Source organism: Bremerella cremea (genome assembly GCF_039541315.1).
Classification (GTDB): Bacteria; Planctomycetota; Planctomycetia; order Pirellulales; family Pirellulaceae; genus Bremerella; species Bremerella cremea.
The window spans coordinates 2,036,017-2,051,359 of record NZ_BAABFZ010000003.1 but is presented as its reverse complement, the minus strand read 5'-3'; the positions used below and the strand labels follow the sequence as shown (position 1 = coordinate 2,051,359).

At 57.9% G+C, this 15,343-nt stretch carries 12 protein-coding genes; 4 read left to right on the top strand and 8 right to left on the bottom strand.

Annotation, left to right across the window (positions count from 1 at the left end; all coding sequences use genetic code 11):
- Positions 1 to 8: 8 nt before the first annotated feature.
- Positions 9 to 1,694: a serine/threonine protein kinase gene (locus tag ABD890_RS10535; protein WP_345088573.1), complete on the top strand. Its 1,686-nt coding sequence runs from the start codon at positions 9 to 11 to the stop codon at positions 1,692 to 1,694.
- Here ABD890_RS10535 and hemP read toward each other — a convergent pair.
- Entirely contained in the window at positions 1,678 to 1,878 is a 201-nt protein-coding gene (hemP, locus tag ABD890_RS10530; RefSeq protein ID WP_345088572.1) for a hemin uptake protein HemP, read from the bottom strand. The two genes, ABD890_RS10535 and hemP, sit on opposite strands and share 17 nt — an antisense overlap.
- Positions 1,879 to 2,290: 412 nt before the next feature.
- On the opposite strand from hemP, the gene ABD890_RS10525 reads away from it, so the two are divergent.
- On the top strand, positions 2,291 to 2,725 hold the full coding sequence (locus tag ABD890_RS10525; RefSeq protein WP_345088571.1) for a hypothetical protein: 435 nt from the start codon (positions 2,291 to 2,293) through the stop codon (positions 2,723 to 2,725).
- Between the two features lie 60 nt (positions 2,726 to 2,785).
- Positions 2,786 to 3,496, top strand: coding sequence for a DUF4198 domain-containing protein (locus ABD890_RS10520; RefSeq protein WP_345088569.1), 711 nt, complete (start codon positions 2,786 to 2,788; stop codon positions 3,494 to 3,496).
- Between the two features lie 90 nt (positions 3,497 to 3,586).
- On the opposite strand, the gene ABD890_RS10515 is transcribed toward ABD890_RS10520, so the two are convergent.
- The 5 genes from ABD890_RS10515 to ABD890_RS10495 form a co-directional block, all read right to left on the bottom strand.
- Positions 3,587 to 4,342, bottom strand: a complete 756-nt coding sequence (locus ABD890_RS10515) for a DUF695 domain-containing protein (RefSeq protein WP_345088567.1) — start codon at positions 4,340 to 4,342, stop codon at positions 3,587 to 3,589.
- A 66-nt stretch (positions 4,343 to 4,408) separates the two neighbouring features.
- Positions 4,409 to 6,676 carry a glutamine amidotransferase gene (locus ABD890_RS10510; protein ID WP_345088565.1) on the bottom strand — a complete coding sequence of 756 codons (2,268 nt, stop codon included), beginning with the start codon at positions 6,674 to 6,676 and terminating at the stop codon, positions 4,409 to 4,411.
- Positions 6,677 to 6,679: 3 nt separating this feature from the next.
- Positions 6,680 to 9,034, bottom strand: a complete 2,355-nt coding sequence (locus ABD890_RS10505) for a BatA domain-containing protein (protein ID WP_345088563.1) — start codon at positions 9,032 to 9,034, stop codon at positions 6,680 to 6,682.
- 3 nt (positions 9,035 to 9,037) lie between these two features.
- Positions 9,038 to 9,934 carry a DUF58 domain-containing protein gene (locus ABD890_RS10500; RefSeq protein ID WP_345088561.1) on the bottom strand — a complete coding sequence of 299 codons (897 nt, stop codon included), beginning with the start codon at positions 9,932 to 9,934 and terminating at the stop codon, positions 9,038 to 9,040.
- Positions 9,931 to 10,887: an AAA family ATPase gene (locus ABD890_RS10495; protein WP_345090880.1), complete on the bottom strand. Its 957-nt coding sequence runs from the start codon at positions 10,885 to 10,887 to the stop codon at positions 9,931 to 9,933. The genes ABD890_RS10500 and ABD890_RS10495 overlap by 4 nt, the downstream gene beginning before the upstream one ends.
- A gap of 538 nt (positions 10,888 to 11,425) precedes the next feature.
- Between ABD890_RS10495 and ABD890_RS10490 the strand changes: the two genes are divergently transcribed.
- Positions 11,426 to 13,663, top strand: coding sequence for a DUF4159 domain-containing protein (locus ABD890_RS10490; protein ID WP_345088559.1), 2,238 nt, complete (start codon positions 11,426 to 11,428; stop codon positions 13,661 to 13,663).
- Between the two features lie 107 nt (positions 13,664 to 13,770).
- Here the strand turns inward: ABD890_RS10490 and ABD890_RS10485 are convergent, their stop codons facing one another.
- A complete protein-coding gene (locus ABD890_RS10485; protein WP_345088557.1) occupies positions 13,771 to 14,226 on the bottom strand; it encodes a transthyretin-like family protein in 456 nt (151 codons plus the stop codon).
- A gap of 54 nt (positions 14,227 to 14,280) precedes the next feature.
- A complete protein-coding gene (locus tag ABD890_RS10480) occupies positions 14,281 to 15,225 on the bottom strand; it encodes a DUF1559 family PulG-like putative transporter (protein WP_345088555.1) in 945 nt (314 codons plus the stop codon).
- Between the last annotated feature and the right edge of the window lie 118 nt (positions 15,226 to 15,343).

The window sequence follows — 15,343 nt, the reverse complement described above, 5'->3', positions numbered from 1 at the left end:
AACGCTGCATGGCCACCGATCAGGATCACATCGACGAACAACTGGCCCAGCTGCTGGACGAGTTGACCCAGCGAATGCAAAAGGGGGAAGTGGTCGATCTAGATACCGTCGTCCAAGAGCATCCGCACCTGGCGGCAGATTTGAAGGAAGTGTGGGGGGCGGTCATGCTGGCCGATGCCGTCGCGCTGAATCTTTCCGTAACCCAGCCCGGTCCCGACGAACAGCCGATGCCCGAGAAGCTCTCGCAGCTTCAGTTGCCAATTCGCTTTGGCGACTACGAACTGCTGGAAGAGATTGGCCGCGGGGGGATGGGGGTCGTCTACCGTGCCCGCCAGGTAAGTCTCAACCGAATCGTCGCGGTCAAGATGATCCTCAAGGCACAGCTTGCCTCGGAAGATGAACTGAGCCGCTTTCTGGCGGAAGCCGAGTCCGCCGCCCGGCTCAGCCACCCTGGGATCGTCCCGGTATACGAAGTGGGTCAACGCGATGGCCGCTACTACTTCAGCATGAAATACATCGAAGGGGAGACGCTTTCGCAGCGTCTGGCCCGGGGGCCAATGCCCGCCAAAGAAGCGGCCCAGATGATGCGGATCGTGGCCAGTGCCGTGCACGAAGCGCATCAACATGGCATTCTGCATCGCGATCTGAAGCCGTCGAATATCTTGATCGACAAGACAGGCTCGCCAGTGGTGACCGACTTTGGTCTGGCGAAACAGGTAACCAGCGATGTCGACAGTATCACCCGCAGTGGTGCCATCCTCGGAACGCCTGCCTTCATGGCGCCCGAGCAGGCCAGTGGCGACCGAGGTGCCGTCGGCGTCCGCAGCGATGTCTATGGACTGGGGACGATCTTATTTGCCATGTTGACCGGGCAACCTCCGTTTCAAGGACGTACGCCGGTCGATGTGCTGCTGAAAGTTCTCGAGCAGGATCCGCCATTTCCGCACCATGTCAATCCGCGCTGCGATCGTGATCTCGAGATGATTACGCTGCGCTGTATGCAGAAGCCGACCGACTTGAGGTATCCCAACGCTCAGTCATTGTGCGACGACTTCGAGGCGTACCTCAACGATGAAGCGATCTCGGCTCGCAGTGGACAATTCCTGCAGGTGTTCTCGCGGCTGTTCCGCGAGACACACAACGCCCAGGTTCTAGAGAACTGGGGCCTGCTTTGGATGTGGCATAGCCTGGTGCTGCTGATCTGCTGCCTGGCAACGCAGTACCTGCAATGGAACCAGGATGGCCACCGTTGGCACTACATTGCCATCTGGACGGTGATCTCAGGAATCTGGGCGGCTTGCTTCTGGTATCTTCGCCGCCGCATGGGGCCGGTGACCTTTGTCGAGCGTCAGATCGCTCACGTATGGGGGGCAGGTCTGATAGGCGTGGCGTGCCTGTTTCCGATTGAATGGCTGTTGGGGCTGGCACCGCTCGAACTGTCGCCTCTATTAGCGATTATCTCAGGCATGATCTTCCTGATTAAGGGAGGCATCCTGACCGGCTGGTTTTACTTCCAGGCCCTCGCGCTCTTTGCGTGCAGTATTCCGATGGCGATCTATCCTGATGCTGCCCACATTCTGTTTGGGATCGTGTCCGCAGGCAGCTTCTTCATTCCTGGTCTGCAGTATTACCGGCAGCGACTCCGCGTGCGACGCGAAGTGGTCGCCCGTACCGGTTCTACTTTTGCAGAATAAGCTTGCCCGATTTGGTCTCGCACAAGCGATAGATGGCATCGCCATGCTGGATCCAAACTTCTTTCTCTCCGGCCATGATCTCCTCGGACTGGATGGTCCGTTTGGTGAACTGGGGAGCAGGGGCGTTTTCGTGTCCGTTTGAGGCGGGCGAGGTGATGTTGGCATCACGTTGCGACGTATTCATGCGAGAAAATCTCGAGGGAAATCAGGTCTATGGGAACCGAGGAAAATATCGCTGATGTCGTTGACACTGGCTAACGCTCTGGTAGGTTATAGCGATATTGATACTCGGTATCAACCTGTGCGGCGAGAATTTGCCATCCACAGGTCGAATTCTCAGCGAGCTTGCCAGCGAGCTTGCCAGCGAGTCGTGCCAGCCAGCTTCAATCCAGGAAATTGCGATCTGGCTGGAATTCGGACGACATCCAGCGCCCCTGGCAGTTCTTCTGCCGTGGCCACGAGGGGTGGTTTAACTTCCCGTTAAGCTTCCTTGGTCGCCATCCTCGGCCGATCGCCGCGGTCCTAAAATCGATCGAAAGTTTGCCGGCGTTGGGCTGGCAGGCACCGTCGAAGACGTCGATCGAGGACGCAGCACGATGTCTCGTTTCCGATTTCAAGCGAGTGTTGGCCTGGTGATGGCATGGGCCGTGATGTTGAGTGCCGGGTGTGGGAGCACGACCGGAGAGATCTCGGGGCGGGTCTTTTTAGATGGAAGGCCGCTGGATGGAGCGGTCATCCGATTTAAGCCGAAGGGAAACCCCGAGGCGAAAGAGATCACGGCCGAGATCACGCAAGGAAGCTTCACCGTAGCCAACTCGAGTTGGGTCAAACCTGGCGAGTACTACGTGACCGTCGTCGCGCAGCAGCCAGGAGCCGGAGCGATTGTGCAGTCGGTGCAGCGGGGCGAAGGGATCCCGGTACCGAAGGCATTTGTTCCGAAGGTTTACGAAAAGAAAGGTGTCCTCAGCGCGACATTTCACGCGGGGAAACCCAACCCACTGCTGTTTCAATTAAGCTCCGGCGCGTTCTAGCCTTCGGGTGACGATCGCCGGCAAGCATCGCTTACAACTTGTCTTAGGATCGTTACCGAAATGAAGTTTCGTTATTGGATCACGACCTCGCTGGCATTGACCCTGGTCGTTACGTTTGGATTGTCGGCGCACGCACACTTTGTCTGGGTTGCCTTGTCGCAGCCCAACCAGGCCTCGCTTTACTTCGGCGAAGGACCCGAGCCGAGCGAAGCCGACCTGCTCGATCGCGTTCAGCAGTCGGAAGTCTTTGCCCGCTCGGCCGATGGAAAGTACGTTCCGCTAAAGCTTGAAAAGCTGGTGGAAGGAACCAACGGCAGTTGGACCGTGCAGCAGCCCAATGCTCAGTGGCAAGGGCTGGAAGCGGTTTGCGATTACGGTGTGCTGGCCAAGGGAGATAGCCCATTCTGGTTGAAGTACTACGCCAAGTACATCGATACCAAGTCGCTGGCGAACGTGACGCTTTGCGATAGCCAGAAGTTGCCGCTCGACATCGTTCCTTCGCGCACGGCGGATGGCATTCAGCTGCAAGTGCAGTTCGACGGCAAGCCTGTCGCCGAAGCGGAAGTGGTCATTCAGGACGACGCGTACAACGAGACCAAAACCAAGACCGACGCCGCCGGCAATGTGCTGCTCAAGGATGCGAAGCCGGTCACTTACACCGTGCGTGCCAAGCTCGTCGAAGAAAATCAGGGCGAACAGGACGGGAAGAAGTACGACACGATCCGTCACTACTCGACGGTTACCTTGAATCTCGCGGACGACTCGAAGTAGTCGGGCCGCCCAACGTTCTCTCCAGCAGAAGCCGCGAGCGGATTCCTTGTCGCAGGGGAATCCGCCGCGGTTGTTGTGTTTCTTGGCAAGCTATTCCGATTCGACCGAAGTCTCCCAGCCATCGTACGTGCCGCCCGATTCCTGGACCTCGTGGACGAGGCCCAGCGTCAGTTCGTTGATCGCGTCGAAGTCCACTGGGTCGACTCGCTCGAAGCAGACACCAAACGGACGATCGTCTTCCGGCTCTTCGCCGTCCATCAGGTCCTTCACCTCGAAGTTCTGCGACGAGATCGTCATCACGAAATCGCTGCGGCTGGCATCGGTTGGGAAGTAAGCCCAATGCGTTACTGTCCGCGGCTTCTCGAGCGAATCGCCCGATTCGGAAAGGGCCTTGAGCACCTTCTGATTGTTCATGATCTGCATGTCGTACGGCGTGGGATAGAGGATATCCCAGTAGAACTCCCAATCGGGATCCTCTTGCGACTTACAGGCCCAGCGATGCGTTGTGAAGCGAGCCGTGGCGGCGGTGGTCACCTCTTCGAGTTGTTCGCCACTGGCAGCATAGAAGCAGAGGATGCGCTTGCCTTGCGTCGTCATGTAACCGACATGCACGGCTCCCAGTGCCTGCTCGATGGCTTCGGCGACCGCTTCTTCGATGGGATAAAGGGCGTTGAATTCGTCCCTGGTCGGCAGGCCGTATTCATCTTGATTGTTCAATTGAAACGTCACTTGCAGTAGCTGCGGACGTTCTGCTTTAGAAGTATCGTCCGAGGCTCCCATGTCCAGCAGAATGGCGGCGGGATGCTCGTTCACATTGGTCAGGTAAGCGTCCCATTGATCAGACATGGTCAGGCCTCGTTCAGAAGTAAGCGTTCGTTCACGCTTGTTAATATACGAGGCCGCCCAGGCGATCTAAACCATGCTCCAGCGTTTTCGCAGATACCACTCCCAGCCCAGCAGACCGACAATCAACAGCAGGTTGATCCAGCTATCACGCGTCGATTCGGGCCAGGTCCATTTCGTCTGGACTTCGACTTCCGTTTCGGGAGGGCGGCTCTTGATCTCTTCCAGCAGCTGCGAGAACTCTTCCGGCGTCCACATCCGACCGCCGACATCTTGCGTGATCGCCGACAGGGCGGCCAACTGCGAAGGGCGGGCGGAAGGATCGCTCAGTTCCAGGTCTTGGTCGTAAACAAAGAAGCGTCCCTGCCCGGTGCCGACGGTAACGCCATTTTGCTGCGCGACCACTTCGATGGTGTAGTCGCCGGTCTGCGGACTGGCGTCGAAGTTCCCTTCCAGGATGTTATCGGAAGGAACCGCACGCAGCGGAGTTCGCGAGCCATCGGGGCTGATCAGGGTCGTTTCCATCGTCACCCCTTTCAGCGGCTCGCCACTTTGCGAGTTGGCACCGGCGGTGAAGTGGATCGGAGCGCCAGGTACGTAACGTCGTTGACCAAGTTGCACCCAGACGTCACGTGTTTCGAGTCCATCTTTCTTCGCCAGCCACAAAATGATTTGTCGCCAGAACTGCTTGTGGATATCGCCTTTGCCAGCGAAGACCCACAGCCAGGTGCTGTCGGCGGTGAAGGCCAGCGTGCGGCCAAGACCATATTCGCCAGCGACCAGCAGCGGCTGTCCGTTTTGGGTTTCTAGAATGGTGAGCCCGCGCGGTTTGACGCCTGCCAGTTTGTTCGCACCCGACAAAGCAGGAACGGCACTGAAGGCGGGCGTACCGCTGTCATCGGTGCCGAGTGAAGAAAGAAAATGGTTTCGCGACGTGACAATCTGAATCGGACCTGGCAGATGCATGTCGGTTCGGATCGGAGCATCGAAGTCCTGGCGATCGAACCGGCTCATTTCGACCGGCAGCAAGTTCTGGAAGATCGTCGATTGATAACCGCCGGCTCCAAACGCGTGGAAGCCACCCAGCATGATCAGGCCTTTGCCATCTTCCACTTCTTTGGCCAGGAGATCGAGCGAGGTCGGGCCGAACGCGGACGAGTCGACGTCGCCGATGATATAGACATCGTACTTGCCTTGCGTGATCGTTTCGGTCAAATCGACCGGCCATTGATCGCGGCGCCGACGGTCGATGACGCGGAAGTCGAGTTCCATGTCGGCCGACTGCGCGATGACGTTGCGAATCCACTTTTGCTCAGGACGGTCGAGCGTGCTGCTTTCGAGGTAAAGAATCTTCAGCCCACCATCAAGCACGTTGACGTAAGCGCTCAGGATGTTGTTCTTGGTCACCAGTTCGCCGTCCTGCTCCGGCACGACGACGCTTAGCTTGAACTGGCCTGCTTGCTGCGGGGTATAGCGGAACGACACATCGACGATCTCTTGCGGCTTCGCGGTGGTCGCGTTCTGCGTGTCGATGATCGTCTTCTGGCCGTTGGCGTCTTCAATCACCAGTTGCACCGGTATCGGCTTGTTGGCCATCCCTTGAATGCGTACCGCCGTCTTGACCAGCAAGTCGTTCTTCACGAAGACGGTGTAATGATCCGAAAGCGTTTCGACCGCGGCATCGCGGGCCTGGGACGGATCGAGCGCTTTGCCGAAGGGGATCGTGTGCAATGGTGTGTCGAGCCGGGCCAGGTCGCGGGCCGCTTGTTGCATTTCAACCTTGGGCGAATAGACACGCTGCGATCCGTCGGAAAGCAGGATCACGCCGGCGAGCTGCTTGCCAATGTTTTGCTGCATCACTTCCGCGATCGACGAGCCAATATCGGTGAAGCGACCATCCGCGGCGGCCGGCATCGCCAATACCCCATCAACGAACTCGACTCGTTTGGCGGCTTCGTCAAATTGATAGACAGCGACCTCGAAGTTGTCGCCGAGGTTCGCCAGTTGCGGGGCCATCCGCTGCAGCAATTCGCGCTGCACGTCCCAGCGTGGAATGCCATCGGCGGCGTCTGGAACGGTCATGCTGCGGCTAGAATCGAACAGCACGACCAGCAACGATCCCTGGGTTTCTTTCACCGTATGAACCCAGGTCGGGCGAAGCAGTGTCAGGGCGATCAAGAAGATCACTCCGAATCGTAGCCCGGTCAAAATCCAATGGCGACGCGGCGTGAGCCCCTGGAACTGCGGACGAATCGCCAGCAGCGCAACCAGCGCGAACACCAAGATCCCCACCAGGAGATAGCTTTCGCCCAAAGGTTGCAGATACCAGTACGACACGTGTTACGATTCCGTTGCTTGTTGTCGGTAGAAACGATTGGCCAAGACATTTTCCAGGCCAAACACAATCACCACGATCAGCATCAGCCAAGGGAACAACGGAACCCCCAGTCGTGCTTTGCCTTGTTCGCGAACGATCTGCTCCTGCTGCCGAGCCAGTCGATAGCGACCTGCTCCCAGGATGTCGTCCAGTTGGGCTTCGGTCAGCTTCTCCATTCGCGTGGCGAAAGGAGGAAGGTTCACGCTGAAGCCGGACGACTTGCCGCCGGTCCGGGGACGAATGCGATAGGTTCCCAGGCTGCTGGTGAACGGGATCGTGATCGTGCCGGAGTCTGGCACCACTTCTTGTGGATCGAGACCATTTGGCGTGAACAGCAGATGGATCGTGGCCTCTTCGCCGGGGGCTGTTTCGACCGTGGCGACATCGCCGGCGGTATAGTTGAAACGTTGTTCGCCACCCCGGACAACGTAGCGAGCCATCTGGTTCGAGAGGACAAAGAACGGCCACGACTGAAACCCTGTGAACAGCGTGTTCCAGGCATCGTCCGTTGGATCGCTGACCGAAGAAAGGAACGTCAGCACGATCCCTTTGCCGAGGCGTTGTTCGATGAGGGCAGGGGCTCCGTTGCTGAACGGAACGATCGTATTGCTGTCGGTGTCGATATCAGTCAACGACCAGAATCGATCGACCGGAAATTCTCGCCATGGAACCGAAGCACCGATGTCGCGGAAAGGAGACAACACGATATGCTGGTACTCGCGCGGGTCGAGATACCAAAGGTTGTCGCCGGCTCGCCACTGTCGCGAAAGCTTACCAGGCAGAACGCTTTGCGGGGCCTCTTTATCGAAGTCGGCCTTCACGGCGGCACGCCCTAGAAACACCATCAAGCCGCCGCCACGCTGCACGAAGCTTTCCAGCGATTCCCAGTTCGCGTCGGGCATCGGGCCTGGGTCAAGCAGCACGACCGCCTGGTATTCGTCCAGCTTCGCTTGCGCCAACTCGTCTTGCTTGATGATCTCGACCTGGAAGGCTCCTCGTCCCGCATCGCGATAACTACGCGGTGCCAACGCGTTGACCAGATCGCGGCTCTCGGCATTGGCCGATTCGACCACCAACAGCGACCATGGCGTGCGGGCTTCGATGGTGAACCAGCGTTTGTTGTCGGCGCTCAGGCCATCGTCGCCGAGTAGTTCGACCCAGCCATGATGCGTGCCGGCCGTCAACGATGGGAGCCGAAACGGAACGGCGCGAGGCTGCCCGTCGACCAGTTCAATCGTCTGACGATTCCGCCGCGTCGCTTCCGGGACGATCAGCTGGCCGTTCTCGACGATGGGCAGACGGTCGTCCTGCTTTTCAATGAACAGTTCGATCGTCTTCGGTTCCGAACTGCCGTCGGCCACAACCTCGGCTTGAAGCATGACGTCTTCGTTTTCCGAGACGCTCTCCGACGAAAGAACCAGGTCGCTGATCGCCACGTTGCGAACGTCGTCGGCTCCGACATCCACGATGTACAGCGGAATGTCAGGCTGTTCGGCGAGCTTCGCTTTCAGACGCTGGGCCTGATCGGCATCCCAGGCCGGCGCCGCGAGATCGGTCAGCACATAGATTTCTTTGCGAGCCAGCGGATGGTCCTGCAGCATATCTAAGGCGTTGTTGGTCAAGTCGATCAGTGACTTGCCACCCACTGCGATCTCGAGCCGCTGCAGCGCTTGCCGCGCCGCTCCACGATCAGGAGCGAAAACGGCCGTCTGGCCCCGTTGATCGAGAATCGCCATCTCGCTGTCTTCGGGAAGCTGCGATGTCAGCCACATGCCCAGCTCTTGGGCTTTCTCCAGACGCGTTTGATTCTGATGCCGATACAGCATGCGCGGAGAGGTGTCGGCAATGATCACTGCCGCGACAGGAGCTTCCTGTTCGCCCACGATCGGGCCACTGCTGCTGGTCATCGCCATGACGCCGGTGCCGATCGTGCCTAAGCCGACCAGCGCCGTAATCGCGGTTAAGATGTAGGCGAGCGTACGGTTTTCACCCCCCAGCCACGCCGCGGCCGAGACGAACAGGCCAATCAACAGAATGATCCCGAGCGAACCGGTCAGCACCCATTTGCCAAGTGCCGCCGACGCGACCCCAGGCCGCGCGAGCGCTGCCACCAGCACCAGCACCGCCAGGCAGCGCAGGGCGAGCAGTACCCAGTGCTTTAGTTGCAAGCGACGTGTGTTTTGCACGCTACGTTGCCGAACGAAACGCAGAGCCGGGAATTCGAGTTGTTTCGGCTGCTGCCGCATTACCAAATGCAGGACGATTGGCACCGCGATAAGCAGGCCTCCCAGCAGCAGGCCGACGTTGGCGAACTGCATGGGCTAAAACCTCGACTGCCGGCTGATGAGATACTCGGTCAACGCTTTGTCGAACTGCATGCTTGTGTCGAGTTCCACGTAGTCGACGCCTGCCTGAAAGCAGTCCTGGCGATACTTGTCGCGGAACGCTTTCAGTTCGGTCTGATAGTCGCGGCGATAGTTATTGGCGTCGACCTTCATCCGCTCTTTGGTTTCGGGATCTTCCAGTTCGACCATGCCGTCAAACGGAAAGGTAACTTCCGCTTCGTCCATGATGTGGAACAAGATCACGTCGTGACTGCGATGCCGCAGTTGGTAAAGGGCACGCATCACTTCGTCAGGTTCCGCCAGCAGGTCCGAAAAGATCATCACCACGCTGCGTTGCTTGAGCATGGCCGCCAACTGCGAAAGGCTGTGCCCGATATCGGTCTCGCCGGTCGGCTTCAAGTTGGCCAGCAGCGAGAGGACGTCCCCCAGTTGTTTCCGTTTCGATTTCGGAGGAAGGCTGGCGCGGATCTTGGTGTCGAAAGTGACCAGCCCGACCGGATCTTGCTGGTGGACCATCAAATAACAGAGTGCCGCGGCAAGGCTGATGGCGTAATCGAACTTGGTCATCTCTTGGCGATAGGTGTACGCCATCGAGCGACTCAGGTCCATCGCCAGGTAACCGGTGATGTTCGTTTCCGCTTCAAACTTCTTGATGTAGTAGCGATCGGTCTTGGCATAGACCAGCCAATCGATGTCCTTCGGATCGTCTCCTTGTTCGTAGCGACGATGCTCGCTGAACTCGACCGAAAAGCCATGGTAAGGACTGGCATGCAGACCCTGCAGAAAGCCTTTCACCACGAACTGAGCGCGCAGGTCGAGCCGCGAGATCTGGCGGATCACCTCAGGCTTCAGATAACTTTCGGCAGTGGTCAACGGTCAAACTTTTCGATCTTGGGTTCGGGGATTTCTTCCAGCAGGCGGGTGATGACATCGACGTTGGTCATGCCTTCGGCTTGGGCCTGGAAGTTGGTTCCGATGCGGTGACGCAGCACCGGAATGGCGATCTTCTTGACATCTTCGATCGCGACCGAGAAGCGGCCTTCCATGGCGGCGATTGCCTTGCCGCCGTTGATCAGGTTCTGCCCGGCACGCGGACCGGCACCCCAGTCGACCAGCTCTTTGATGAATTTAGGTGTTTCGGAATCGCGGGGCCGCGTGGCACGTACCAGCCGGGCCACGTACTTGATCACGTATTCGCTGACCGCCACCGACTGAACCAGCTTTTGAATGTTGAGGATCGCTCGGCTGGAAAACACCTTGCGGACTTCGACCCGTTCCTGACGCGTGGTCGCCATCAAGATCCGTTCTTCTTCGTCAAGCGACGGGTAGTCGATGATGATGTTGAACATAAAACGGTCGAGCTGGGCTTCCGGCAACGGATAAGTCCCTTCCTGCTCGATCGGGTTTTGCGTGGCGATGGTGAAGAACGGATCGGGCAGGTCCATCGTTTCGCGGCCGACCGTCACTTCGCGTTCTTGCATCGCTTGCAGCAGCGATGCTTGCGTCTTCGGAGGCGTACGGTTGATTTCGTCCGCCAGCAGAATATTGGTGAAGACCGGGCCTTCGACAAAGCGGAAGTTGCGGCGACCATCTTCGTCTTCTTCCAGCACGTTGGTGCCGGTGATGTCGGAAGGCATCAGGTCAGGCGTAAACTGAATACGCTTGAACTGCATGTCGAGCACCTTGGCCAGCGTGCTGACCATCAAGGTCTTCGCCAGCCCCGGCACCCCTTCCAGCAAACAGTGACCGCGCGTAAAAATGGCCGCGAACAGTTGCTCGATGACTTCGTCTTGTCCAACGATTACCTTCTGCAGCTCTTGCTGCATCACGATGCGTTGTTGTTTGAACTCTTGAAGAACTTCGCCCAGGTTTCTGGTTTTGCCCACAATAGACGCCTTGTCTCGGATGGGAATCGTCGATGTTGAATAGGTAACGCTGGAAAGCGAAAGCCAAAAGTGGCGACTGGTTTGTACCAGCCACCTCGCCCGAAGGGGGCGTCTCAGGCGATCTTAGGGCAGCGAAAGCCTCGATAGCTTGCCCAATGTTCGCAAGTTGGGCCATTGTAAGTTACGCGAGGGAAGAGATTTGGTTTCCGTCGAACAAAACGAGCAACGCCGCCCAGTGATTGTAGAAACGTCCTTCCAACGAAACAACGCATCGGCATGTTGCTTGTGTCTTCGGAAGGGAATCCTAAGATGAAAAGAAGCAATCGCGACGTGTCCCTGGGAGAACTGCCGTTTGTTCCCGCTGAGAATCACTAGCTGCTGCACTCTGATTGTGGCATTTTTTCTGCTTACGCCGACTTTGCAGGCGCAGCGTGCGCCAACGCGCGGTGGAGTTACCCCGCAAGATGTACGCGACGCCATGGATCGCGCGATTCGCTATCTTAAACAGGCGCAAAAGTCGGATGGAAGTTGGCCAAATTACCACGACTTCGACGGGGGGGTAACTTCGCTCGTTACTTTGGCACTTTTGGAATCGGGCGTTCCGAAAGATGACCCTGTCATTCAAAAAGCGCTCACCTCGTTGAGGAACACACGCCCTCAAAAGACCTACGCCTTGTCGCTGCAGACGATGGTCTTTTGTGCGGTCGACCCGGAAAAAGATCTGCAGCTCATCAAATCGAATGCCGCGCTGCTGGAAAGTTTTCAGGTCGAATCTGGCGAACGTGCTGGCTTGTGGACCTATGGCGCGACGCAAGGTGGCCCTGGCGTGGGCGACAACAGTAATAGTCAGTTCGCGCTGCTGGCACTCGACGAAGCGGCTGAGCATGGTGCCCAGGTCAAAGAGCAAACCTGGCGACGCGCCTTCTTTCGCTGGGAGTCGATGCAAAACGGTAGTGGATCGTGGGGCTATTATCCCGGAGCACCTGGCACCGGAAGCATGACCTGTGCTGGCATCACGTCGATGATCATTACGACCAAACGCCTGGAACAAGGCGACGTTGAAATCAACGGCGATAACGTCAACTGCTGTTTGCCGCTCAAGCAGGAATCGTCGGTCGATCGCGGCTTCGATTGGCTGGCCCGTAACATGACCCTGCGAACGAATCCATCGGAAGGTGGCGGCGGCGGGAATTCGTTGTTGTATTACCTCTATGGGATCGAGCGTGTTGGACGCTTAAGTGGCCGACGGTTTCTCGGAACGCACGACTGGTACCGCGAAGGGGCCGAGCTGCTGGTTGCCTGGCAAGACCGACTCCAGGGAAGTTGGAAGGGTACCGGCGTGGTCGAGCTCGATAATCCGCTCATCTCGACCAGCTTCGCCTTGCTGTTTTTGGCGAAGGGGCGTCGTCCGGTGTTGGTGTCGAAGCTGCGTTACACGGCGAACTCGGACTGGGAGCCGCATCGCCACGATCTGCACAATTTGAATCACTACGTCGAAGGGTTGTGGAAACAACGCATGACCTGGCAGGTGATCGACCTCGGCGCGGTGAAGTCGGCCGAAGAGATGCTGCAGACGCCGGTGCTGTGGATCAGTGCTAAAGATGGTTTCCAGATCAACGCCAAGAATGAAGAACTGCTCCGCCAGTACATCGAAGGGGGCGGTTTTCTGTTTGCCGAAGCAGGCTGCGGTGGAAAGAAGTTCGACCAAGACTTCCGTGCGATGCTCAAACGCATCTTGCCTGACAGTGCGATGCGAATGCTCCCGCCCGATCATCCGGTATGGTTCGCCGAAGAGCCAGTCAACGCGGACTATGCGATGCCGCTGTATGGTCTGGATGCATGTTGCCGCACAAGTGTCGTCTATACGCCGGGCGATTTGAGCTGCTACTGGGAATTGTCCGGCAGCCGCAGCTTTGTCGACGACCCATCGATTTCGCAGAAGGTTCGCAACCAGGTCAAAGCGGCCAACGCGATGGGTGCCAACGTGTTGGCTTATGCCACCGGGCGACAGTTGAAAGACAAGCTGGAACGCGTCGAGTTGACCACCGGCGCTGGGGTAGAAGACTCGACCAATCGCAATCTGCTGAAGATCGCCAAGGTGCAGCATGTCGGCGGCTCGGACGATGCCCCGGCGGCGCTGGCGAACATGGTCCGCGTGGCAGGCGATCACCTGAAGGTTCGGTTCGACCTCGAAAAGAAGATGGTCACACTCGCCGACGAGTCGCACCAATACTATCCGCTGCTCTTCATGCACGGACGTCGCGACTTCGGTCTCAACACCGAGCAGCGGAAGAACTTGAAAGAGTACCTGGAACGGGGCGGTTTTCTGTTCGCGGACTCGATCTGTGCCGGCCAGCCATTCACTACGGCATTTCGCCGAGAACTGGCGACGATCTTCCCTGGGGCGAAGCTTGAAGCGATTCCGATCGATCACCCGATGCTGTCGGAAGAGTACGGCGGTTATGACCTGAGCAATGTCACGCTCAACGATCCGCAAACCCGCGGCAGCGACGAAGGTGGTTTGAAATCGGTGCAGCGACAAACAACACCAGAACTGGAAGGCTTGTGGATCGATGGCCGCCTGGCGGTGGTCTTCAGCCCAAATGATCTGAGCTGTGCCATGGAGAGTGGCACTTCGTTGCAGTGCAAAGGCTACGTGAAAGAAGACGCGGCCCGTATTGCGACCAACATCTTGCTGTATGCCATGCAGCAGTAAACACCATCGGCCGAATCAAACCGGCCAACACCAGTCGGACAGAACCGACCGCGCATAAAAAAGCGAGACTCGCGTGGGGGCGAGTCTCGCTCTGTTTCTTGTCCGGTTTACTTCGAGAGCTCGAAGCTTAGTTCGTTATCGCCGGCAGCGATGGTCGCGGTCAAACCGCTGGTCGCTGGGTTGGCGTAGCGAAGCGGCAGGATGTTCTTACCGGTCACAATGCCACCCGATTCGGAAGGTCGGTCGGCAGATCCACTGGCACCGCCTTTGTTATCGGCACCGGGTTCCGCGATCGAGTTGATCGCAATCGTTGCTTCCCCGACCGGAACGCCGTCGTTCTGCTCGAAGGTCGAAACGTTCACGATCTGGCCATCGACAATCTGTCCGTATGCAGGACGATTGTCCGAGACTTCGATGATGATCGTGCCATTCTTCAGCGGCTTTCCTTGGTACGTCACCGTGCCATGTACCTGGGCCAGGTTATGGCCGTTCGAGCAGCCACCGGCACCAGCGATGACCGCAACCAGGGCGAAGTGTACCAGGAAATACGCAGCGTATCTCATGTGATTACCCTTGTTTTGAAGATGCGTTGCGAAGGGAGGCCTTCGGCATCCAGGTTATTGAAAGCCTTGAACCACTTCGCCACCGCTACGCGATGCTCCGGCACGGTAAGCAGCACCATCCATGGTTTCTGGCAGGAAGCGAACCGAGCCATCGCACAGCAGGAAGTTGGCACCGCCTGGGTGGAAGCTGCGGAAGTTGATGTTCTCGCGCCAATGGGCAACCGTTGGGCCGAGCGTTCCCTGCAGGAACTCGCGATTGCGATGATTGATCGGGAAGGCGGTGTTGGCGAAGCACTCTGCTCCCCAGTTCTGCCAGTTCGACCACGCACCGACGCATTCACCCAACAGGTAGGTATGCGAAAGGCCGTCGTTGATTTCCGCGAATTTGGCGCCGTAGTCCATGGTGCCGATCACGCCGCGCGGGATCAGGATGTCGTTGCCAGCGTTGGTTGCCGTCACACCGACACCGGCGATGCCGGTTTCGTTCGGGTAGTCGCCGATGTTGGCGGCATAGTCCGATTCCGAGATCTCCCAGCCTGGGTCGAAGTCGTGCTGGACGGCAGCCGCATGGCTTTGCGAATTGGAAGGGCAGTGGAACTGAGGATGTTCCATTCGCATGAACTTGTAGTTACAGATGACGCTCGGGTCGTCCATCATCGACACGTTCCAGCCACTGGGGCGGTCCCATGCTGGTTTCGTGAAATCGAGCTGATCGAAGATCGCGCTCTGTTCCATGTGGGCCATGATGCGAGGAGCCCAACCCCATTCGCGACGCTGCGAACCGGACAGGTCCGAGTTGCATGGTGGCAACTGGCCGAAGGTGTCGTGATAGTTGTGCATCGCCAGGCCCAACTGCTTCATCTGGTTGGTGCACTGCATTCGGCGAGCGGCTTCCCGCGCTTGCTGCACGGCTGGAAGTAACAAGGCGATTAACACGCCAATAATGGCGATGACCACCAACAGTTCGACGAGGGTAAAACCCCGTGCGGGTCGAGACATCGTAACGCTCCTTGATAAGGTCGTTGTGGAGTAACAAATAGATGTATTACTGGAGCTTTGCAGATTGGGCGTACCGCAGTCTACTGTTGAAATAATTTTCAATCAACTAGAAAGTTAA